This window comes from Agrobacterium sp. Azo12, assembly GCF_029193765.2.
Lineage (GTDB): Bacteria > Pseudomonadota > Alphaproteobacteria > Rhizobiales > Rhizobiaceae > Agrobacterium.
This window is the reverse complement of sequence record NZ_JARFYO020000001.1, coordinates 1,137,569-1,159,586: the sequence shown is the minus strand read 5'-3', so window position 1 is coordinate 1,159,586 and position 22,018 is coordinate 1,137,569. Positions and strand designations below refer to the sequence as shown.

The following is a 22,018-nucleotide window of genomic DNA, read 5'->3' as shown; positions in this document are numbered from 1 at the left end:
GCATTCGTGAGATGCAAGAGCACAAAACGCGGCGTAAGGGAAATCAATCTCACTCCCGGATTTTTTCCATGAACCATTCTCGCAGACATATTCTGAAACTTGCTGGCGTGACATCTGCCAGCGCTGCCCTGGCCGGTGCTGTCAAAGCCGAAGGCATGACCAACCTGACCCTTTCCACCGATGCCCTGCCGTTTGCTCTGACCACGCCAATGCATGTCCGCGAGGCCGCAATCCGGGTAAAAAACCTTGATAACATGCTTGCCTATTACCGGCAGGTGATGGGCTTCACCGAGATTGCGCGCAACGGCAACACCGTCATTGTTGGTGCCGGTGGCATACCACTGCTGCATCTCATTCACCTGCCGCAGGCGGAATTTGAGAGCCAGAGTGCTGCGGGCCTATTCCACATCGCCTACCTGATGCCCACCCGCAAGGATCTTGCCCGCTGGCTTGTGCATGTCGCAAGAATGCAGGCACCGGTTACCGGTTTTGCCGACCACAATGTCAGTGAAGCCGTCTATCTGAACGACCCCGAAGGCAACGGCATCGAAGTCTACAGTGACCGTCAGAAGGACAGCTGGCAGTGGGATGGCGATGTGGTGACGATGGGCACCAAGGAACTTGATATCGACGACATCGTCGCGCTGACCGATACAACAAAGGACGACTATACGATCGCGCCGGATAATCTGCGTATCGGGCACATGCATTTGCGGGTCGGCGATATCGCTAAGGGACGTGCGTTTTATGAAAATGCAGTGGGCCTCGCCTCGACACGCGGCAACCGTGAGGACGCTGCCTTCCTGTCTTCCGGGCGGTATCATCACCATGTCGCTATCAACACCTGGAACAGCCGGGGCGCCGAATTGCGCGATGACAAGCAGACCGGGCTTGCCTGGTTCTCGCTGAAGATCACCGACGCGGCAGACATCAAGCAGCAGCGGGATCGTCTTGAGGCGGCAGGTTACAAGGTTTCCCAGCTTGAGAATGGCGATGTTGAAGCTGTCGATCCCTGGGGAACCGGCCTTAGACTGCAAAAAGCCTGATCACGCAACCTCGACAAGCCGCTCTGCGGCCTGAAGATCGACAGACACGAGCTGGGACACACCCTGCTCTGCCATGGTCACACCGAACAACCTGTTCATGCGGGCCATGGTGATCGGGTTATGGGTGATGATGACGAACCGCGTTGCGGTTGACGCCACCATTTCATCCATAAGGTTGCAGTAACGCTCGACGTTGTGGTCATCCAGCGGTGCGTCCACCTCGTCCAACACACAAATGGGTGCCGGGTTGGTCAGGAACACAGCAAAGATCAGCGCCATTGCCGTCAATGCCTGCTCGCCACCGGACAAAAGCGTCATCGTCTGCGGCTTTTTGCCGGGTGGGCGGGCAAGAATTTCCAAACCGGCTTCCAGCGGGTCTTCCGATTCAATCAATTGCAGTTCCGCAGTGCCACCGCCGAACAGGTGCGTGAACAGCCGCTGGAATTGGCCATTGACCACGTCAAAGGCAGCGATCAAACGCTCGCGTCCTTCGCGGTTCAGGCTCTGGATACCGGCGCGCAGTTTCTTGATGGCATCGATAATGTCATCGCGTTCCTTGACCAGAGCGGTCAATTTTTCCGAAAGCTCTGCTTGTTCTTCGTCGGCACGCAGGTTAACCGCGCCTAGTCTTTCGCGTTCTATCTTGAGGCGATCAAGTTCACGCTCCACTTCGCGCAAATCAGGCAGCGCTGCATCAGCGGCAAGGCCCGTCAGGCGGTAGGCCTGATGTGGACCGACATTGAGCGTCTCTTGGATGCGATGTTCGGTTTCCTGGCGTCTTTCGCGCGCAGATACCAGACGTTCTTCGGTTCTACCGCGACGCTCGCGGGCCTCCGCCAGTTCTGACAGTGCCGTTGCAGCCGTGCGGTCTGCTTCACGTTGCAGATTTTCCGCATGCACCAGCTGGTCAGCGGCCAGACGGCGGGCCTCTTCAGTCTTTTGAAGTTCCGTCAAAAGCGCTCGGCGTTTTTCATCGAACTCTTCTGGCGCGACCTCGAGATCGAGCATTTCTTCGCGGGCTTCTTCCTCACGTTCACGCAAGGTCGAAATATGATCGGAAGCGCTGGCAACACGTGCCTGCCAGGTACTGCGCTCCTGCGCGATGGCGTTGATACGGCGCTGACGGGCTTCGGCTTCCCTGTTCAGACCTTCGTGACGGGCGCGGGCTTCGGCAAGCAGGCCACGATCGGTAGCAACCTCCATCTGGACTTCGCGCAAACGGGTATCGATCTGCGTCAGATCAGGCGCATCATCCATTTCGATACGCGCATTTTCTTCCTGAATGACAACCTCTTCGATCTGCGACCGTATCTGGTTGAGGGCTTCGCTGACGATATCGCGACGACGCATCAGGTCACCGGAGGCGCGCTCTGCACTGGACAGCGCGTCACGTGATTCCGCCAGATGCCGCACGGCAAGGCGGCTCATTTCGCGCGCTTCATTCAGGCGAATATCGGCAAGGCGAATTTCATCCGCCGTCGCCGCAAGCTGTTCTTCTGCTTCTGAGAGCGCAAAACGCGCTTCTTCCATCTCGCCTTCCAGCTCAGCTAGACGGTTTTTCTGCGCAAGCCGCAGGGCGGCCGTTCCCGGAGCATCTGCACCGGTGACATGGCCGTCCCAACGGAACACTGCACCTTCACGCGTCACAAGCCGTTGGCCGGTTTGCAGCTTCGGCATCAAGCGAAAGGCGTCTTCAATGTTCGCGACAATGCCGATTTGCTTGAGCGCACGCGACAGTGCCACCGGGCCTTTCACATGTTCGGCCAGAGAGGCAAGTCCGGTTGGCAGCGCAGGATCAGCACTCGCGTCACCGCTGACGCTCCAATAGGTCGGAGCTGCCGGATCAAGTGAGCTTTCAAGATCATCGCCAAGGGCAGCGCCAAGAGCTACCTCAAAACCCTTGCCAACCGTCAATTCTTCAGCGATCGGCGTGAATGTACCAGAACTTGCGCCGGCCGCCAGCATGCGTGAAATGGTACGGGCTTCGGTTTCAAGGCCGTTTACCCGCGCCCGCGCGGCATCCACCGGGGCACGCGCCATGGCCTCACCACTGCGCGCTTCCGTCAGTGCCGTTTCGGCATCTTCAACCGCAATCTGCGCGTCACTGACCGCATCTTCCGCAGCCTCGACCACCGAGCGCTTTTCAGCGGGGTCCGGCAGTAAAGACAGTTTTTCGGAGATGGCATCCAGTTCGGACGACGCGTCCTGCGCCTGTTTTTCCAAGCGCATCTTGCGATCGGCGAGATCACGAATGGCGCGTTCAAGCTGGGTACGGGCAGCAGCCGCTTCCGCGCGCTGGGCCGTCAGTGCCGTTGCGGCATTTTCGCTTTCGCTGAGCTTTGCTGCGGCAGCCTCAAAGGCTTCGCGCGTTTCCTCGGCATAACGCCCGCTATCGGCCAGTGTCTCGACCAGCTCGGCCTCTTCGGCATCCAGCCGTGTCAGGATCTGGGCATTGTCGGCAACCAGCCGCTCTTCGCGGGCGATGTCTTCTCCCAGTTGTGCCAAGCGTCTGGTCAGTTCATCGCGACGTCTGAGCAGGCGGCCTGCTTCCTCATCAAGCTGGGTTCGGGCAATCTGCAGGCGCTGCAAGGCGGCTGCGGCACGCGCTTCATTCTCGCGTAATTCCGGCAGCTTCAGGCTGGCAATGCCTTGTTCCTTGGCCGCCTCCATTTGCTTCTGGGCTTTTTCAGCAACCAGAACAGTGGCCTGATTGAGTGCGCTTTCGGCCTCGCCTTCCGCCTGCTTGGCTTCCACCCAACGGATGTGCAGCAACATGGCCTCGCGGGCACGAATATCGGCAGACAGGCTCTTGAACCGGTTTGCCTGACGGGCCTGACGTTTCAGGCTCTCAATCTGGCTTTCCAGCTGCGCCGTTACATCTTCCAAACGTTCAAGATTGGTTTCCGCAGCGCGCAGGCGCAGTTCCGCCTCATGACGTCTGGAATGCAGACCCGAAATGCCGGCTGCCTCTTCCAGCAACTGACGGCGGGCCTGCGGTTTGGCGTTGATCAACTCGCCAATGCGCCCCTGCCCGACCATCGATGGCGAGCGGGCACCGGTTGATGCATCGGCAAACAGCAGTTGTACATCCTTGGCGCGGGCTTCCTTGCCATTGATGCGATAGACCGAGCCATTTTCGCGCTCAATGCGCCGCGTCACCTGAATTTCATCTGCGTCATTAAACGCCGCGGGTGCGGTACGATCAGCGTTGTCGAGATAAAGGCCAACTTCGGCGGTGTTGCGGGCCGGACGATTTCCAGAGCCTGAAAAGATGACGTCATCCATTCCGGAGGCGCGCATGTTCTTGTAGGAGTTTTCCCCCATCACCCAGCGTAGCGCTTCAACAAGGTTGGATTTTCCGCAGCCGTTCGGACCGACAACACCAGTCAGTCCCGGCTCGATGATGAACTCGGATGGTTCGACAAACGACTTGAAGCCGACAAGGCGTAGCTTGTTGAACTTCATTGATCGTTATCCCCGGCAGCGCATAAGCAATAAAAAACGGGCGAACGGAATGATCCGCCGCCCGTCATTTGAATGGAACGTCGTTTAGCTAAGGCTGTCGATAAGGGCCGACATGGATTCAAGCGACATGTCTCCAGCATACTTCTTGCCGTTGATGATGAAGGTTGGCGTAGAGTTTACACCAAACTCGCCAGCACCACGCTGCATCGTTGCGTTCACATCATCCAGAAGCTTCTGGTTCGTCAAGCAGGCTTCGAAGCTCTCCTGTGAAAAACCGGCAAGTTTCGACATTTGCAGCAATGCGGCGCGTGCATCCTGTGCTGTCGCCCATGTCTGCTGCTGCTTGAACAGCATGGAGACGAATGGGTAATACTGGTTTTCAGGAGCGCAACGGGCCAGCATAAAGGCCGCAGCAGCACGCGGATCGAACGGGAATTCGCGGATAACGAAGTACACCTTACCGGAGTCGATGTACTTTTCCTTGATCTTGTCGAAGGTGTTGTTGTGGAAGTTTGCGCAATGCGGGCAAGTCATGGACATGTATTCCACGATCTTGACTGGTGCGTTGGCATCACCAAGCGCCTTGTCTGGCAGAGGGCCAGGCTTGAGCACTTCCGTCATGTCCACATCGCCAATGGATTGCGGCAGTTCCTGCGCGCTTGCGTAATCCGCAACCAGCGAAATCGGCAAGGTTACGCAAACCGCTGCCAAAGCAACGCTGCCAAGAAGATTACGGCGGGTCATGGTAAGTTCGGAAGAAGGCATTGAAGCACCTGTTCGTGTGAAGACTCGATATGTCTGTATTTCCGATATCGCGGCGGCCTGTTCATAACAAGCAGCCATTCTCATTCTTATTGTCAAAGAATTGTGACCAAAGCTCGTTTCGCTAAAATATCAGTGCACATTCGGAAGTATTTTCCGACACTATTGCCGTTGATCAAGAACGTCCGCGCGCAGGTTTCTGCAACACTGCGGTGCCCAATCGCTCCACCGCCTTGCGAAGCTGTTCGCTTTCAATACCTTCCATCATGTCGTGAAGACGCTTCGCGGCGTCTCCCTTTAATGGCTGCGGTTTTTTCTTGCGCAGTATCGCCTGCGAAACGGGCTTTTGCACAATACGGATCTGGCGCACGGCGGGATAACCGAAAAATCCGTTGATACGGGCAATCAGTTCACCTTGCGCATGGGTCAGGAAAAGCGCACGTGCGCCTTCGCAGGCAATCGTCAGAACACCGGGTTGATAACCGCTGCCGTCGGATGCATCGTCGCGTTGCGGCCAGGCAATTTTTTCAGGACGGGTGCAGTCGGCAAAATCTTCACCGGCAATTTCATCCCAGGAACCAAGCAGGGCGGTGCTGATCCCTGCCCGGCGCGCCAGCACCGGGTCGATGATACCGTTGGCTACTTCCGATATCTGGACAACAGATGGTCTGCGTCCCTTAAACGGTGCCACGCACATTTCCCTTCGTGTTCTCTTCAGTTGTGACTGGCAGAGTGACAAAAATAACCAGCGCCGACCACAGGAAAATACTGTCGTAGATATCGTGGCCGAAGATGAAGTTCGTCATGCCGCCAACCACATATGTAGCAGTCAAAACGATAGCGACAAACAGGCGCTGGCGATAAAAATCATCACGAGCGGCATTGATCGCGGCCAGAAGCGGTGCGCAGAGCAACGCAACCAAAGACAGGAAACCGACGATACCTGAATCAACCATCGCCGTCAGAAAACCATTGTGGAAGTGGGTGAACTGCAGTCCGGTCTGTTCAATCAGCACACGTCTGTTTTGAACACCATAACCAAAAAACGGGTTCTGCTGAACCAGCTCAAGGCCATATTTCCATAAGTCCATCCGGACACTGTATGATGTGTCGGTTGCAGTGGCATTTTCACTGGTCATGTAGGCAATGGTATCGCGAATTCTGTCGGCACTGCTGATGCCGAACCAAACGATGATCACGGCAACAACAGCCAGAATAAGCGCACCCTTGATATTCAGCCACGGCTTGATAGTGGCCGGGAAAAACATTGAGAACAAAGCGATAGCAAGGACGGTTGCCGGCAACATGCCGCGTGACTGAGACAGCAGCAGACAGACGAAGCCAGCCACAAAGCCAATGAAACCAACAATCTTGCGCCATTTGACCTCAGACAGCAGGTTCAACAATGCAAGCACTGAAAACAGAGCGCAAATCAGGGCAAATGGCAGCGCGTTACCCGCTCCACCCTCTGCACGAGTCCGCAGAATAACGCCCTGCCACATGGCAACGGGCAAAGCGAGGATGCCACAGATCGCAGCGCCCAGGACAAAACTCTCAAAAAGGCTCCGTCCTGACGTAATGCGCAGACGCGGCAGCATCAGCCAGAACAGCAAGAACGGCAGCAATGGTGCCAGCTTGCGCAGTGCAGGCATCAAACCGGTATCCGAATTGATGATCATGGCGAGGAGCTGCACCAGAACGTAGACGATGGCCGGTATAATCAGGAAAAGATCCTGTCTGGAAAAGGCTGGCGGAAAACGTTTCAGAGAAAGAGAAACAATCGCCCAGACAATGGAGGCTATCAACAGGATCGTCGTGACCGAGCCGCCGACACCTGCCAAGGCCGCCACGGCAATAATGAACACATGGTTGTTTGCATTCATTGACAGAGGCTTCATCAATTCCACTTTCATTGACTAAGGTTTGCATGGCCCTATATGAGATGGTTGGCATAGTTTAAAGAATGCGCCATTACCAGTGACATATCCCTGCTTTTCCGTTGAAAACAGTTTCCACCAGGGGTGTCGAGTGACATAAATATCGCGGAAAAGGTGCAATGCTCCTCACGAACGACCGTCCAGCATTATCCGACCTGCTATTGCGATGGTATGACAGGCATCACAGGGAACTCCCGTGGCGCACATCCCCTGCCATGGCAGCAAAAGGTGTCACAGCTAACCCTTATCACGTTTGGCTGTCTGAGGTGATGTTGCAACAGACAACCGTGCAGGCGGTAAAACCCTATTTCGCAAAATTCCTGGCATCCTGGCCAACCGTTACCGATCTGGCTGATGCACCGGTTGAAGATGTGATGGCCGCCTGGGCTGGGCTCGGTTACTACGCACGTGCGCGTAATTTGCAGAAATGCGCCGAAACCGTTGCCCGTGACCATGCCGGTATATTTCCGGACACTGAAGATGGCTTGAGAGCCCTGCCCGGTATTGGTGATTATACCGCTGCCGCCGTCGCAGCGATCGCCTTTAATCGGCAGGCTGCCGTGATGGACGGTAACGTCGAGCGTGTTATCTCGCGGCTCTTTGTCATCGACGCGCCCCTGCCATCTTCAAAACCGGCCATGAAAGCGAAGGTGGTTGCGCTGACGCCGTCCGACCGTCCCGGCGATTTTGCGCAAGCGATGATGGATCTGGGTGCTACTATCTGTACGCCGAAGCGTCCGGCCTGCGCACTCTGTCCGTTCAACGAGCACTGTCTGGCGCTTGCCACTGACAATCCAGAGCGCTTTCCGGTCAAGGCACCCAAAAAAGACAAGCCGGTCCGGCTCGGTGCAGCCTTTATTGCTGTCAATGACAGCGGCGAGATTCTGTTGCGGCGGCGGATTGAAAGCGGCTTGCTGGGTGGCATGACAGAAGTGCCAACAACGGGTTGGACAGCGAGGATCGACGGCACGACGGGGACCGAAGAAGCGCCGTTGCCAGCGGACTGGGAGGCCGCAGGCGCAATCGTGCATGTCTTTACCCATTTTGTATTGAGACTTTCGATCTACCGGGCAAAAATTCCTGCGGACAGCCAAAATCATGTCAATGACGGATGGTGGGAGCCAGTCATAAATCTTGATGCGCAAGCGCTGCCAACAGTCATGAAAAAAGCGATCAAACAGGCTATTCCGTTTGCTTTCGATCATAACAGGACCTCTGCATGACCCAGACTATTCGGCATATTGTTTTCGATATTGGCAAAGTACTCATCCACTACGATCCTGACATTCCCTACAGCCGCATCATTCCCAACAAGGAAGAGCGCCAGTGGTTTTTCGAGAATGTATGTACGCATGATTGGAATCTGGAGCAGGACAGAGGTCGTACTTGGCAGGATGCTGAAGCGTTGCTGATTGCAGAGCATCCGGAAAAAGAAGCACATATCCGTGCGTTTCGCGAAAACTGGCATGAAATGGTCTCGCACGCCTATGACGATTCCGTTGCGATCATGCTTGGACTGATCGAGGACGGTCGTGACGTGACGATGCTGACCAACTTTGCGTCGGACACATTCCGGCAGGCGCAGGAAATGTACCCATTTTTGAAACGGCCACGTGGGGTCACCGTTTCCGGCGATGTTGGATTGATAAAGCCCGATGTCGCGATTTACGAAACACATCACAAGGCTTTTAATCTGGAGCCTTCGGCCACATTGTTTATCGACGATTCCTATCCAAACGTCGAAGGCGCACACAAGGCCGGATGGCAGGCAGTGCATTTTACCGGCATTGAAAAGCTGAGAGAAGATTTGAAAGCGCACGGCGTGCTGTGAGCGAGTATCTGACGCAGGCAGGAAATGGCGGTCTCCCACCTGCGTCAGTCCAGCCGTAAACGGCAGGATTTCAGAATTCATGCGTGAGACGTTTATGCTTTCGCAACTCGCCATGTCTCCTCTGAAAACAGAGATAAAGACACAGGCTTGTGTGAAACTGTCATGGTTTTGTTATCTAAAGCAATACTTATATGACCAACATTTCAGCACTATACAGAAATAGCTTATAAACAGAGCGGCCCCCGAGGCTTTCGCTTCGGGGGCCGTTCATCTCCTTCCGGGACTAGAGGTACTTACACCGGAAAGAGAAACTGGCAGACAGGCGCGGCGGTGGATCGTTTATTCTACCTTTGCCAGTTCAGAACGAATGACACTTCTCAATTCATCGATAGGCTTGAGGTCAGCACCATCTTCAAAGTGCCAAAACATCCAGCCATTGCAGGCATCCAGCCCTTGCACCTTGGCTCCAAGCCGGTGAATTGAGCCCGCATCACCGCCTGAAGCAATCGTACCATCCGCACGAATAATGGCGCTATAACGGCGCTTCACATCGGTCAGAACCTGGCCTGGACGAACAAGTCCACTTTCAAGCAGCGTATTGAACGCGACACGTGGTTCAGCACGCTTGCCAGTCATAACCGTCAATTCGGCTTTACCCAGCGGCTCTACCGACGCGATGCGAGCGGAAGCTGCATCAATGTAATCCTGCTCACGCTCAATGCCGACGAAATGGCGTCCCAAACGCTTGGCAACGGCACCGGTGGTACCAGAACCGAAGAATGGATCGAGAATGATATCGCCCGGCTTGGTCGAGGACATGATGACACGCGCCAGCAATGCTTCAGGCTTCTGCGTCGGATGAACCTTCTTGCCGTCTTCGCCTTTCAGGCGCTCATGGCCGCTGCAGATCGGGAACAGCCAGTCGGAGCGCATCTGTACGTCATCGTTAGATGCCTTCAGCGCTTCGTAGTTGAAGGTATAGCCTTTGGCCTTGGAATCGCGGCTGGCCCAGATCATGGTTTCATGTGCGTTCTGGAACCGGCGACCCTTGAAGTTCGGCATCGGGTTGGTCTTGCGCCAGACGATATCGTTGAGGAGCCAGAAGTTGAGATCCTGTAACATCGCACCGACGCGGAAAATATTGTGGTAGGAGCCAATAACCCAGATTGTGCCGTTGGGCTTCAACACACGACGGCAGGCGAGAAGCCATGCACGTGTAAAAGCATCATAAGCCTCAAACGAAGCGAACTGGTCCCAGTCATTGTCAACGGCGTCGACAACAGACTGATCCGGACGATGCAGTGTGCCGCCAAGCTGAAGATTATAGGGTGGATCGGCAAAAATCGCATCGACCGACTGGCTCGGCAATGCTTCAAGAGCTGCTACGCAATCGCCCTTTATGATGCTGTCTTTCCAGGCATCCTCCTGCCCTGCACGATCAAAACCGGCACGCCGAAAATCGGCCAGCGGATAAACTGATGCCATCGGTACTCGCTCCATACGCTTACTCGAACTGAACTGATGCCTATGGTTACCGAAGATGGTTATCAAAGACTGAATGCGGGACAGAAAAACGCAAATATCTGACAAAAAAGCATTATTTCATTTGTATTCAGTTGGTCATCGCAGTGTGACAAATAGAAGAAGCAAGCGTGCCATTAACCATGGCACGCAGCGGGTTCGACGGTTTCAGAGATGATTTTCACGCCCTTGAAACCGGAGGCGGCAACCTTGTCGCAAAGCGAACTCCATTCGCAATCATGACAGGCTTTGCGAATCGAATTGTGTGAAAATGCCAACCGCAAACGTGACAGAAACACGTGGTCGGGTTTCAGCGTATCACCAATCAACAGTGTTTTCCCGAGCAACCGCCCAACCGCATCCAATGCAGCAATATCGCGCTGCACGACACTTTCCTTGTAACAATGCGCGCCATGACTGCAGAGCAAGGGTTGGCATATATCGTCCGGTCGATCGACAATCTCGATTGTCTCACCGGCAGACAGCCGTTTGGCGATTTTGCGATAATTATCGGTGAAGGCCGCTGTGTAGCCCTCACCGACAAAGGTCAACATGCAGAGCAGATGATGCCCGCGCAGACGTATACTCAAGAGGTCTTTACCCGGCCTTTGGTTGCCTTGAGCACCGTTGCTGCCAAAGCAGATTTAAGGACTGCGCCAATCAGGAATGGCACAACACCGGCGATCCAGGCTTTTTCAGCGCCGATCACCTGTGCCAGCCACATCCATCCCAAGAGCAGGCAAAGCAGGTTCGCGGCAAGGTGCAATGAAAAGCCGGCAAACAACCGATTGGCAGATATGCCCTTTTCAGTGAGGAAACCGACAAATATCGCCATTAGCGGAAATGCCACGAGATATCCTGCGGTTGGCCCCATGAAAGGTGCAATGCCCGACTTGAAATCGGCAAGAACGGGGAAACCGACCATCGCCTCAACGAGCCATGCCAAAACTGTCAGCCCGCCCAATCGCCATCCATAAAGCGCTCCAATCATCGTCACAGCAAATGTCTGCATGGTGATTGGCACAGGGACCATCGGCACCGAAATCTGTGATGCGATTGCCAACACCAGCGAGCCGACAACCACGAGGACGACTTTCCCAAACAGAGTCTTTTCGAGATTATCGATAAGACGACCGTTCAAAGCAGATACTTTTCCAGACATTATCTTTCCTTTTCAAAATTATAGATAATTCTGAATTTATAAGGATCGAACCGTCCAAAAACCAAATGGAATCTTCAAAAATTGAAAAAATATCACGCATCTCCGCCAGGAGACTGTGGAGATATTTCAATAAATGGCTTTATTTACAGTGAATTACGCGGAAATAAAATTATCTATAATTTTATCCGACGATAGCAAAGGCATCCTTCGTGGAGCCGGCTGGTGTGCGTATGGCGGTTCTGCCAATCCATTGCACGTGACCATCCAAAATACGCACAGCTTCCTCTCCCCTGCCAGAACGCAAGGCATTCAGGATAGCGCGATGGTCATGGTCTGTACGGCGCTCCCATCCGGCACGCCATGCCGAAAACAGGAAACGCGCGCTCGCCGCATGCAGCCCGTCGATCGTTTCAAGCAATCGCGGCATGCCGCAGGGCGTTATGATCAACCGGTGAAAGCGCCGGTTGGCCGCCTCCCAGCTCCGCACGTCTGCCGCGCTGTCGCCTTCGGCTGTTGCGGCCTCAGCCTCATCAAGAATGGCGGCAGTCATGTGCGGAATGGCATGGCGCAAGGCCAGAACCTCAAGAGCCGCGCGCATCTCAGCAACTTCGCGGACTTCGTTCAGACCGAAATCTGCAACCCTGACGCCGCGTCGCGGCAGGCTGATGGCCAGCCCTTGCGCTTCCAGCCGACGAAAAGCCTCACGCACAGGGACGTGACTGGCACCGAACTCTTCAGCAATATGATCCTGCCGCAGCCGCTCACCCGGCGACAATTCACCACGAACGATCCGGTCGCCGAGACTGCGTGCGATACGCGCCGCGATTGTATCATCCGGCTTGCGGGGTTCTTTAGGGGCCATGCCTTCCCATAGAATGCGCCGCAATGCTTGTCGAGCAACAAACGCAAGCAGGTTGAGCTTAACCGCCGCATGGTCTAAAAGCGCCGCGATTTGTTATTCTGAAAGGAGCGCAGATGAGCGCCTTCGACCTTATCATTTTTGACTGTGACGGCGTGCTAGTCGATTCCGAAATCATTGCCGCGCAGGTCGAATCCGCACTTCTGACAGAAGCAGGCTATCCGATTACCGTGGAAGAGATGGGCGAACGTTTTGCCGGCATGACATGGCACAATATTCTGCTGGCTGTTGAGCGTGAAGCAAGCATACCGCTGTCGGCATCGCTGCTCGACAAATCGGAAAAGCTGCTGGATGCCCGCCTACAGCGCGACGTCAAAGTCATCGAAGGCGTCAAGTTTGCGCTGGCGCGCCTGACACTGCAGCGCTGCATCTGCTCCAATTCCAGCAGCAAGCGTCTGGACATGATGCTGACCAAAGTCGGCCTGAAGCCTTATTTCGATCCGCATATCTATTCGGCCAAAGACCTTGGTCCGGACAGGGTAAAACCGAAACCGGATATTTTCCTGCACGGCGCCAGCCAGTTTAATGTCTCGCCATCCAAGACCGTTGTTGTCGAGGATTCCGTTCACGGCGTTCATGCAGCAAAAGCGGCTGGCATGCGCGTTATCGGCTTTACCGGCGCCTCGCACACCTACCCCGGCCACGCTGACAAGCTGACCGATGCGGGCGCAGAAACCGTCATCGCCCGCATGATGGACCTGCCGGCTGTCGTTGCAGCGCTGTCCGATTGGGGCGGCATTTCCTGATAAAGAAAATGGGCGTAGGAACACTTTGTTCTTCCGCCCATTTTTCAAAACCTTAGGCCACCCGTCTAATGCAGATTTACGCTGACGGGCCAGCCAGTCGTCACTTCTTCTTTTTCACACCATCATCGAAGCCGACGAAGACGTTTACAGTCTTAGGTGCGCCGCCGGGGCCATTTGGAATGGCAACATGGTCATTGTTGAAGATGAACTGCGCGCCACCATCAGCCGCAATATTGACCGGAAACTGCGTTACCTCGGAGAAAATTTCACCGTCGCCATCTTTTACAGAGACGCGAATTGGCAATGTCACCGCGCCTGGCTTTGCCTGTGGACCGGGAACGATTCGGCCCTGCACCAAAACATTCACAGTCAATGTGTCCATGTTCATCGTGCAGGCGCGGGTGCTGTCAGCCAATGACGCCTGATAAACCAATTGTTCTGGATTATCCTTGGCGCCGCGCGCATAAACGCGATGCACGGCATTGCTATCGAGAACCGTTACCTTGGGGCAGTTTGCCTGCACAACCGGCGTAACAGCTGCGGCTGCCGGGGTTGCACTGCCGCCGGTTTCGCCGATGCCGAGCGCTTCCGATGGGCTGGAAGAGTTGCATCCGGCAACGATAGCCAGCAGCGACATGGCGGCGGATAAACGCAAAATATGACCTGACACTCTGTTCAATCCTCTACACTGCCTCCGAGGTGTACCGGAGAACCTGTTTAACGGCCTTTCACGCCAGTTGGCGATGGTCTATAGCAGCGACGTCGGAAAAAATCGATTGGCCTGTTCGGATTTGCTTGAATTTTCCTCAGCATCACTGAATACCACCATATCTGTTTTGCTTCGGCGACCTGACTGCTTACGACAAGGGACCATCTCGTGGAATATGTTTCGACCAGGGGCGAAGCCCCTTCGCTGGGTTTTTGCGATGTACTGCTTGCCGGTCTGGCACGCGACGGCGGGCTGTATGTGCCGCGTAAATGGCCGTCGATGAGCAAAAAGGAAATTCGTGCGCTGCGCGGAAAATCCTATCAGGAAATCGCCTTTGAAGTGCTTTACCGTTTTACCGGCGGCGAAATTCCGGCTGATGATTTTCGTGCGATGATCGACGAGGCCTACGCCACGTTCAAACATCCAGCCATTGCTCCGCTGGTGCAGACCGGCCCCAACTCCTACGTGCTTGAACTTTTCCACGGCACGACGCTGGCGTTCAAGGACGTCGCCATGCAGCTGATCGGCCGTTTGATGGATTATGCCCTGACGCAGCGCGATCAGAGAGCGACTATTGTTGGCGCCACATCCGGCGACACTGGTGGCGCCGCAATCGATGCGTTTGCCGGTCGCGAACGTACAGACATCTTCATCCTGTTCCCGCACGGCAAGGTGTCGCCAGTGCAGCAGCGCCAAATGACCAGTTCTACCGCATCAAACGTGCATGCCATTGCCGTTCACGGCAATTTCGACGATTGCCAGAACCTCGTCAAAGAAATGTTCAATGATGCCAAGTTCCGCGACACCGTCAAACTGTCCGGCGTCAATTCCATTAACTGGGCGCGCATCATGGCGCAGGTGGTGTATTACTTCACATCGGCACTGACACTCGGTTCTCCAGATCGCAAAGTGTCCTTCACCGTACCAACAGGCAACTTCGGTGACATTTTCGCAGGCTACGTCGCCAAGAAAATGGGCCTGCCAATCGATCGTCTGGTCATCGCCACAAACGACAACGACATTCTGGCGCGCACGCTGAAGACTGGCCGTTATGAAATGCGTGGCGTGAAGGCGACCACCTCGCCTTCGATGGATATCCAGATTTCCTCGAACTTCGAGCGCCTGCTGTTTGAAGCCTATGACCGCGATGCGCGTGCCGTGCGCAATTCCATGGATGGTCTCAAGCAGTCCGGCTCTTTTGAAATTCCAGAAGAAGCTATGAAGTTTATTCGTCGCGACTTCCGCGCAGGCCGTGCAACCGAAAAGCAGGTTGCAGCAACCATTCGCGACACCCTGCAGGAAACTGGCTATTTGCTGGATCCGCACACAGCAACCGGCGTTTTTGTGGCGAAAAAGCATGAAAAGCCACGCAGCCCGATGGTTACGCTGGCCACTGCTCATCCAGCAAAATTTCCGGCGGCTGTAAAATCCGCTTGCGCAATCGATCCGGCCCTTCCATCATGGCTCGCTGATCTTATGAACCGGGAGGAGCGTTTCGAAATTCTTGAGGCCGACCTTAAAGCCGTTGAAACCTTTATCGGCAAACATGCGCGCGCCAAGGAATAGAGACGCGGAAAGACGTTAAAATGAATGTTCAAGTAACCCGGCTTGCGTCCGGGTTGACGGTCGTAACCGAGCGCATGCCACACATTGAAAGTGTGGCCCTCGGGGTTTGGATCAAATCGGGTTCACGCAATGAAACCGATAATGAGCATGGCATTGCTCACCTTCTTGAGCACATGGCATTCAAGGGCACAGCGAGACGCACAGCCCGCCAGATTGCCGAAGAGATTGAAAACGTAGGCGGCGAAGTCAACGCCGCAACATCGACAGAGACCACCTCCTATTACGCCCGCGTCCTGAAGGACGATGTCCCGCTCGCAGTGGACATTCTGGCTGATATCCTGACAGAATCCTCGTTTGAGGAAGACGAGCTGGAGCGCGAGAAAAACGTCATTCTGCAGGAAATCGGTGCTGCCACCGACACACCCGATGACGTGATTTTCGATAATTTTTCCGGCGTTGCCTATAAAGACCAGACCATCGGCCGGCCAATTCTTGGCACACCTGAGACGGTCCAATCGTTTACCACCTCACAAATTCGCGGATATCTTTCCCGCAACTACACGACTGACCGTATTTTCGTCGTTGCTGCTGGTGGCGTTGATCACGAAACATTCGTCAAGCAGGTCGAGCAGCGCTTCTCCACCTTGCCGCAGACACCGAATGCGCTGCCTGTCATGCAGAAGGCAATCTACACGGGCGGTGAAATCCGCGAAACGCGCGACCTGATGGATGCGCAGGTGTTGCTCGGTTTTGAAGGCAAAGCCTACCACGCCCGTGATTTCTACTGCTCGCAAATTCTCGCCAATATTCTGGGCGGCGGAATGTCTTCGCGACTGTTCCAGGAAGTGCGCGAATATCGCGGTCTGTGTTATTCGGTTTATGCGTTCCACTGGGGCTTTTCCGATACCGGCATTTTCGGCATCCACGCAGCAACAGGCGCAAACGATCTGCCAGAACTGGTTCCAGTTATTCTGGAGGAGCTGCGCAAGTCTTCTGATAAAATCCACAATCAGGAAATCGAGCGTGCCCGGGCCCAGATTCGTGCGCAGTTGCTGATGGGTCAGGAAAGCCCTGCCGCCCGTGCCGGACAGATTGCACGGCAGATGATGCTTTATGGTCGGCCCATCCCCAATGACGAGATGATGCAGCGCCTGCGTGACATCACCACCGAGCGATTGACGGATCTTGCCGGACGCCTGTTCTTCGACAAGGCTCCGACACTGTCTGCCATCGGCCCGTTGGAAAATCTCGCGTCCATGGACGATATCTCCGCTGCCCTCTCAGCACCGCAGCACTTACAGAAAAAAGCGAATGCCTAGGTTGACGCCCCTGACAACGATCAGGAGGCGATGGTCGTAACGGGGAATTGAATGAGCCGAGCCATGTTGCGTTTTTTCTCACGAAACGGCGACAAACCGGAAATTCGCGATTCGTCCTATCTGCTGCGCCTGCCGCAATATTCGGATTTTCGACAATGGCACGGGCTACGCTCTGAAAGTCGTCGGTTCCTGCAACCATGGGAACCGACCTGGCGGCCAGATGAGTTAACAGAAGGTTCTTTCAGAACGCGGGTTATCCGCAACGGTCAGGAATTCTCCTCCGGCACCGCTGTAGCGCTCCTAGTTTTCAAACAGCCCGAAATGTTACTTCTCGGCGGTCTTACAATCGGCTACATACGCAGAGGTGCAGCGCAAAGCTGCATGATCGGATACTGGATGGGCGAACGATATGCGGCACAAGGTCATATGTCTGCCGCATTAAGACTGGTAATACCCTACATCTTCAATGGGCTACAGTTGCACCGAATTGAGGCAGCCTGTATTCCAGATAACTTCAAAAGCATCCGGTTGCTCGAAAATGCCGGCTTTCAGCGGGAAGGTCTCTTGCGAGAATATCTCAAGATCAATGGTGAGTGGCGCGATCATGCCATGTTCTCCTTAATCGCTGATGGTCGCCATGACAGTAGGAAACCGGACTAATTATGGCTGGCATGTATTCAAAATTTCGAGTTTCACGGCTGATCGCAGCAATCGCCATCTTTTTTTCGGCCCTACTGGCGCTGGCCGGTTTCGCAACGACTGCTGCTGCCTTTGAGCCGGTGAAGATTTCGCGCGATGCCACCGCGCTGGACCTGACCGCCACGACCGATATTCATGTCAATCAGGGTGAAGCCTTTCAGGTATCCACCGCACCGGGACCCGATGGTATTCGCCGCCGTATCGAGGTGCGTGCCAGCTCTCCTGCCCACCAGGGTGACTGGGCAGTTTTTGCGCTCGCCAACGTGTCCGAAGAGCAGCTTGAGCGCGTTATCGTTGCCCCGCATTTCCGTCTGGTGAATTCCAAGGTATTCTGGCCGGATCTTGGTTCTCAGCGCATCATCGCTATCACCCCCAGTGAAGGTTTTGCGCTGGACCGTCAGCCAAGCCCGGATGCCGACGTTTTCCGCATCACCCTGAACCCCGGTTCTGTCATTACCTTCGTTGCCGAGCTTTCCACGCCGCAACTGCCACAGATTTACCTGTGGGAACCGGAAGCCTACAAGGACACCGTCAACGCCTTTACACTCTACCGCGGTATCGTGCTTGGCATTGCCGGCCTGTTGGCGGTGCTGCTGACCATTCTGTTCGTGGTCAAGGGCACATCGGTTTTGCCAGCTTCGGCTGCCCTTGCCTGGGCTGTTCTTGCCTATATCTGCGTGGATTTCGGTTTCCTTGAGAAGCTGATCAGCGTGACCTCAAGCGATCAGCGAATATGGCGCGCGGGGGCGGAGGTCGCTCTCGCATCCAGCCTTGTGATCTTCCTGTTTACTTACCTCAACCTCAACCGGTGGCACGCCCATCTTGGTTATGCGACATTCGCTTGGGTTGTCGGTCTGGCACTTCTGTTCGGCGTTGCGATCTATGACCCGTCGGTGGCGTCGGGTATCGCCCGTATTTCCTTTGCCCTGACCGGTGTCGTCGGTATTGCCCTGATCATTTATCTCGGCTTCAACCGCTATGACCGCGCCATTTTGCTGGTGCCGTCATGGGCGTTGATCCTGGCATGGCTTTTCGGCAGCTGGCTGACCGTTACCGGTCAACTGGACAATGACATTATCCAGCCGGCGCTGGGTGGTGGTCTTGTCCTGATCGTGCTGTTGATCGGCTTTACCGTCATCCAGCATGCCTTTGCTGGCAGCGCCTACCAGCAAGGCCTGTTTTCAGACCTCGAGCGCCAGTCACTTGCCCTGACCGGCAGCGGCGACACCGTTTGGGACTGGGATGTAACCCGTGACCGTATCGTGACCACGCCAGACATTTCCCTCAAGCTGGGTCTTCACCCCGGCAGCATGCATGGCGCAGCGCGCAACTGGTTGCCACGCCTTCATCCCGACGACCGCGACCGGTTCAAGGCAACACTAGACGTGCTACTCGACCACCGTAAGGGTCGTTTCAATCATGAATTTCGCATTCGCGCCGAAGATGGTCATTTTCATTGGCTGCAGATTCGGGCACGGCCGGTGCTCGGTTCCAACGGTGAAATCATTCGCTGCGTGGGAACGATTACTGACATTACCGAGCAGAAAAACTCGGTGGAGCGCCTCTTGCAGGATGCGCTCACCGACAATCTAACCGGCCTACCGAACCGTCAGGTTTTCCTTGATCGTTTGCAATCGATCCTCAACCTGACCGCTGACGGCGACAGTGTCCGCCCGACGGTTCTTGCCATTGATATCGACCGCTACAAGCTGGTCAATGATACGCTGGGCATTGCCGCCGGCGACAATATCCTAATTGCACTGACCCGCCGCCTGCGCCGCCTGCTTAAACCGCAGGATACGCTCGCCCGCCTTGGTGGTGATGAATTTGGCCTCATCCTCGTTTCCGAACGAGATCCGGCCCGTATTGCTGATTTTGCCGATGCGGTGAACAAGGCGATCATGGTGCCGATCAACTTTGCCGGACGTGAAATCATCCTGACGGCATCGGTTGGTCTGGTTTCCTGGATAGATCAGCAGGACAGTGCAGCCGGACTGCTCAGCGACGCCGAACTTGCCATGTACCGTGCAAAACGGTCTGGCGGCAACCGTGTCGAACCGTTCCGTCCGGCGTTCCGCAGTTCCGGTACAGACCGTTTGCAGCTGGAAAGCGACCTGCGCCGAGCATTGGAGCGAAAAGAGCTTTACCTCGCCTATCAGCCCATCATCCGGCTTGACAATGGCGATATTGCAGGCTTCGAGGCTCTCATGCGCTGGGAGCATCCCAAGCGCGGCAATATTCCACCCAGTGAGTTCATTCCTATTGCAGAGGCCTCAGGCCTGATCGAACAGCTCGGGATGTTTGCACTTGAGCGCGCTGCGACCAACCTCGTGGAATGGCAACAGGCGATCGACAAATTGCCGATCTTTGTTTCCGTCAACATCTCCAGCGCCCAGTTGCTAAACAACGAACTTTACAACGATGTTCGCAGCATGCTGGCACGCACACACTGCAATCCCAAGCAGTTGAAACTGGAACTGACCGAATCCATCGTGATGGAAAACCCAGAGCAGGCACGGCTTGTCCTCAACAAGCTCAAGGACACAGGTTTGAGCCTTGCCCTTGATGACTTCGGTACCGGTTATTCATCGCTTGCCTATTTGACCCGCTTTCCATTCGATACGATCAAGCTGGACAAGGCGCTGGTCGCCAATTCTACAGAGAAGCGCAATATCCTGCTTATGTCGGTGATCGCGATGGCCCGTGCCCTGGAAATGCATGTGGTGGCCGAAGGCATCGAAACGCCAGAAGACGCAGCCGAACTGGCACGCATGAACTGCCATTACGGCCAGAGCTTCATTTTCGGCACACCGGAAAATGCAGACGCTTCACTCAAGCTGTTGCGCGAGCGTTTTCAGCCAGCCAAACGCGCCTGATCCGTTGAAATATCGCCATGCACCAGTTCGTGAATGAACTGGAGCTTGGCGGTAACAACCGGTGTAACGACAAATGGATAGAGATCTCCCTGCCCCATGCTGCGGTGGATGGAGTTCATCGCCACGCTGAGCGGCACCCAGACGGATACGAGCTGTTCTGCACTGCGGGCTTTATACGGATCAAACTCAACTTCTGCGGCCATCTCCTTGTGACCTTCAGGTTCGATCGCCATGCCGAAAGACCCAGCCGTCTCCAGTGTATCGATGATATGCAGGTAATGGGCAAAACATTCGGCAAAGTCTTCCCAGGGATGGCTGGCGGCATAGGTACTGATGTAATTTTCCTGCCAACCTTCGGGCGGTCCACTCTGGTAATTGCGCTCGAGCGCTTCGGCGTAGTCTTGCGTTTCGTCGCCAAACACGGCGCGGAATGCTTCGAACCGATTTGCATCACGTACCAGCTTGTTCCAAATGAAGTGCCCTGTCTCGTGCCTGAAGTGCCCGAGCATGGTGCGATAGGGCTCATTCATGTTGCTGCGAACCTGCTCGCGTGTCGCGTCATCCGCTTCAGCGGCACGGATGGCGATCAACCCTTCCTCATGGCCGGTCATGGCGGGAATGATATTGCCATCCGGCGTTACCTCGTCCACCAGGAAATCAAACACCAGCCCGCTCTGCGGGTCTTGTAGGCGGTCAGGCACAGGCAATCTCAACCGTAAAAGCGAATAGAACAGGTGGCGCTGCGCTTGGCTAATACGTCTCCAGCGCTCAAGACCAACCGCGGTCGAAGCATCGGGCACCAGTCTGTTGTGTTTACAGACTTCACAAAACTCACCGTCCTGCTCGGCAGGGATCGCCCAGTTACAGATGTCGTGAACCTCGTTGCCGCAGAAACGAACTTGTCGCTCAGGAGATGACACCAAGCTCCAAAGCGGTTCACCAGCTGGCTGCAAAGCTTCCAGCGCAACCATGTCTGGCACGAAAGCCAGACGGCTTCCGCATTTCACGCAATATCTATTATCGAAATGAATGGATTGGCCGCACGTCGCGCATGTAAAAAGTCTCATTTCAACCCCGCAGTCGCATCAATGAAACAAAAGAAAAGTGCAGGTAAAAGGTTACCTGCACTTAACGTTGCTTTGCCGGTCAGACGGCAAGTCAAGCATGGGGTGTTTACATGCGGTCGACTACATTCTTCACGGTATCTTTGGCTTTGCCGGTTGCTGTCTGAACCTTACCTTTGGTTTCCTGAACAGCACCTTCAGCGCGCATCTGGTCATTGCCAGTTGCCTTGCCCACGCCCTGCTTCACCTTGCCAGCGACTTCGTTTGCCTTGCCAGCAACCTTATCAGACATGCTACCCATTGGACTTCTCCTTTAAACTTTTCTGCCGTCTGTAGCGGCAGCGTGGAGAAAACGTCAGCGACGCAGGCTGGTTCCAAACGCTGTTGAATTATTTT

Annotated in this window: 19 protein-coding genes; 8 read left to right on the top strand and 11 right to left on the bottom strand. The window is 55.1% G+C overall.

What is annotated here, in order from left to right; all coding sequences use genetic code 11:
* The first annotated feature begins 68 nt into the window (after positions 1 to 68).
* Entirely contained in the window at positions 69 to 1,046 is a 978-nt protein-coding gene (locus PYL13_RS05265; protein WP_250983151.1) for a VOC family protein, read from the top strand.
* Here the strand turns inward: PYL13_RS05265 and smc are convergent, their stop codons facing one another.
* The 4 genes from smc to PYL13_RS05245 all read right to left on the bottom strand — a co-directional run bounded on the left by smc (position 1,047) and on the right by PYL13_RS05245 (position 7,171).
* Complete coding sequence (gene smc / locus PYL13_RS05260; protein ID WP_250983152.1) at positions 1,047 to 4,511, bottom strand: chromosome segregation protein SMC; 3,465 nt, start codon at positions 4,509 to 4,511, stop codon at positions 1,047 to 1,049.
* 84 nt (positions 4,512 to 4,595) lie between these two features.
* On the bottom strand, positions 4,596 to 5,276 hold the full coding sequence (locus PYL13_RS05255) for a DsbA family protein (RefSeq protein WP_192487201.1): 681 nt from the start codon (positions 5,274 to 5,276) through the stop codon (positions 4,596 to 4,598).
* Between the two features lie 172 nt (positions 5,277 to 5,448).
* Positions 5,449 to 5,970: a DUF721 domain-containing protein gene (locus PYL13_RS05250; protein WP_441296625.1), complete on the bottom strand. Its 522-nt coding sequence runs from the start codon at positions 5,968 to 5,970 to the stop codon at positions 5,449 to 5,451.
* Positions 5,951 to 7,171, bottom strand: a complete 1,221-nt coding sequence (locus tag PYL13_RS05245) for an O-antigen ligase family protein (protein ID WP_275640667.1) — start codon at positions 7,169 to 7,171, stop codon at positions 5,951 to 5,953. Before PYL13_RS05245 ends, PYL13_RS05250 begins: the two co-directional genes overlap by 20 nt.
* Positions 7,172 to 7,329: 158 nt before the next feature.
* Between PYL13_RS05245 and mutY the strand changes: the two genes are divergently transcribed.
* Together mutY and PYL13_RS05235 are read left to right on the top strand one after the other, a co-directional pair.
* Positions 7,330 to 8,433, top strand: a complete 1,104-nt coding sequence (mutY, locus tag PYL13_RS05240) for an A/G-specific adenine glycosylase (RefSeq protein ID WP_275640666.1) — start codon at positions 7,330 to 7,332, stop codon at positions 8,431 to 8,433.
* Positions 8,430 to 9,041, top strand: coding sequence for an HAD family hydrolase (locus PYL13_RS05235; RefSeq protein ID WP_275640665.1), 612 nt, complete (start codon positions 8,430 to 8,432; stop codon positions 9,039 to 9,041). The genes mutY and PYL13_RS05235 overlap by 4 nt, the downstream gene beginning before the upstream one ends.
* Positions 9,042 to 9,380: 339 nt before the next feature.
* Here the strand turns inward: PYL13_RS05235 and PYL13_RS05230 are convergent, their stop codons facing one another.
* From PYL13_RS05230 to PYL13_RS05215, 4 genes are all read right to left on the bottom strand, one after another.
* Positions 9,381 to 10,526, bottom strand: a complete 1,146-nt coding sequence (locus PYL13_RS05230; protein ID WP_192487196.1) for a site-specific DNA-methyltransferase — start codon at positions 10,524 to 10,526, stop codon at positions 9,381 to 9,383.
* Positions 10,527 to 10,699: 173 nt separating this feature from the next.
* Positions 10,700 to 11,152: a DUF1284 domain-containing protein gene (locus tag PYL13_RS05225; protein WP_275640664.1), complete on the bottom strand. Its 453-nt coding sequence runs from the start codon at positions 11,150 to 11,152 to the stop codon at positions 10,700 to 10,702.
* The gene (locus PYL13_RS05220) at positions 11,149 to 11,724 is read right to left on the bottom strand and encodes a biotin transporter BioY (RefSeq protein ID WP_275640663.1); all 576 of its coding nucleotides are present in this window, start codon (positions 11,722 to 11,724) and stop codon (positions 11,149 to 11,151) included. The genes PYL13_RS05225 and PYL13_RS05220 overlap by 4 nt, the downstream gene beginning before the upstream one ends.
* Before the next feature lie 181 nt (positions 11,725 to 11,905).
* The gene (locus PYL13_RS05215; RefSeq protein ID WP_192487193.1) at positions 11,906 to 12,586 is read right to left on the bottom strand and encodes a GntR family transcriptional regulator; all 681 of its coding nucleotides are present in this window, start codon (positions 12,584 to 12,586) and stop codon (positions 11,906 to 11,908) included.
* Between the two features lie 113 nt (positions 12,587 to 12,699).
* On the opposite strand from PYL13_RS05215, the gene PYL13_RS05210 reads away from it, so the two are divergent.
* Complete coding sequence (locus tag PYL13_RS05210; RefSeq protein ID WP_275640662.1) at positions 12,700 to 13,389, top strand: HAD family hydrolase; 690 nt, start codon at positions 12,700 to 12,702, stop codon at positions 13,387 to 13,389.
* A gap of 100 nt (positions 13,390 to 13,489) precedes the next feature.
* Here the strand turns inward: PYL13_RS05210 and PYL13_RS05205 are convergent, their stop codons facing one another.
* Positions 13,490 to 14,026 carry a PilZ domain-containing protein gene (locus PYL13_RS05205; RefSeq protein WP_192487856.1) on the bottom strand — a complete coding sequence of 179 codons (537 nt, stop codon included), beginning with the start codon at positions 14,024 to 14,026 and terminating at the stop codon, positions 13,490 to 13,492.
* Between the two features lie 240 nt (positions 14,027 to 14,266).
* Here PYL13_RS05205 and thrC point away from each other — a divergent pair, with 240 nt between their 5' ends.
* Genes thrC through PYL13_RS05185 form a run of 4 tightly spaced genes read left to right on the top strand, consistent with a single transcriptional unit; the run spans position 14,267 to position 20,558 of the window.
* The gene (gene thrC, locus PYL13_RS05200; RefSeq protein ID WP_259145916.1) at positions 14,267 to 15,664 is read left to right on the top strand and encodes a threonine synthase; all 1,398 of its coding nucleotides are present in this window, start codon (positions 14,267 to 14,269) and stop codon (positions 15,662 to 15,664) included.
* Between the two features lie 20 nt (positions 15,665 to 15,684).
* Positions 15,685 to 16,983, top strand: coding sequence for a M16 family metallopeptidase (locus PYL13_RS05195; protein ID WP_275640661.1), 1,299 nt, complete (start codon positions 15,685 to 15,687; stop codon positions 16,981 to 16,983).
* A 51-nt stretch (positions 16,984 to 17,034) separates the two neighbouring features.
* Complete coding sequence (locus PYL13_RS05190) at positions 17,035 to 17,643, top strand: GNAT family N-acetyltransferase (protein ID WP_192487189.1); 609 nt, start codon at positions 17,035 to 17,037, stop codon at positions 17,641 to 17,643.
* 2 nt (positions 17,644 to 17,645) lie between these two features.
* Positions 17,646 to 20,558 (top strand): sensor domain-containing phosphodiesterase, encoded by a 2,913-nt coding sequence (locus PYL13_RS05185; protein ID WP_192487188.1) that lies wholly within the window; start codon positions 17,646 to 17,648, stop codon positions 20,556 to 20,558.
* Here PYL13_RS05185 and PYL13_RS05180 read toward each other — a convergent pair.
* Positions 20,537 to 21,625, bottom strand: coding sequence for a zinc-binding metallopeptidase family protein (locus tag PYL13_RS05180; RefSeq protein WP_275640660.1), 1,089 nt, complete (start codon positions 21,623 to 21,625; stop codon positions 20,537 to 20,539). The genes PYL13_RS05185 and PYL13_RS05180 overlap by 22 nt on opposite strands.
* 106 nt (positions 21,626 to 21,731) lie before the next feature.
* Positions 21,732 to 21,923, bottom strand: a complete 192-nt coding sequence (locus PYL13_RS05175) for a CsbD family protein (RefSeq protein WP_192487186.1) — start codon at positions 21,921 to 21,923, stop codon at positions 21,732 to 21,734.
* Between the last annotated feature and the right edge of the window lie 95 nt (positions 21,924 to 22,018).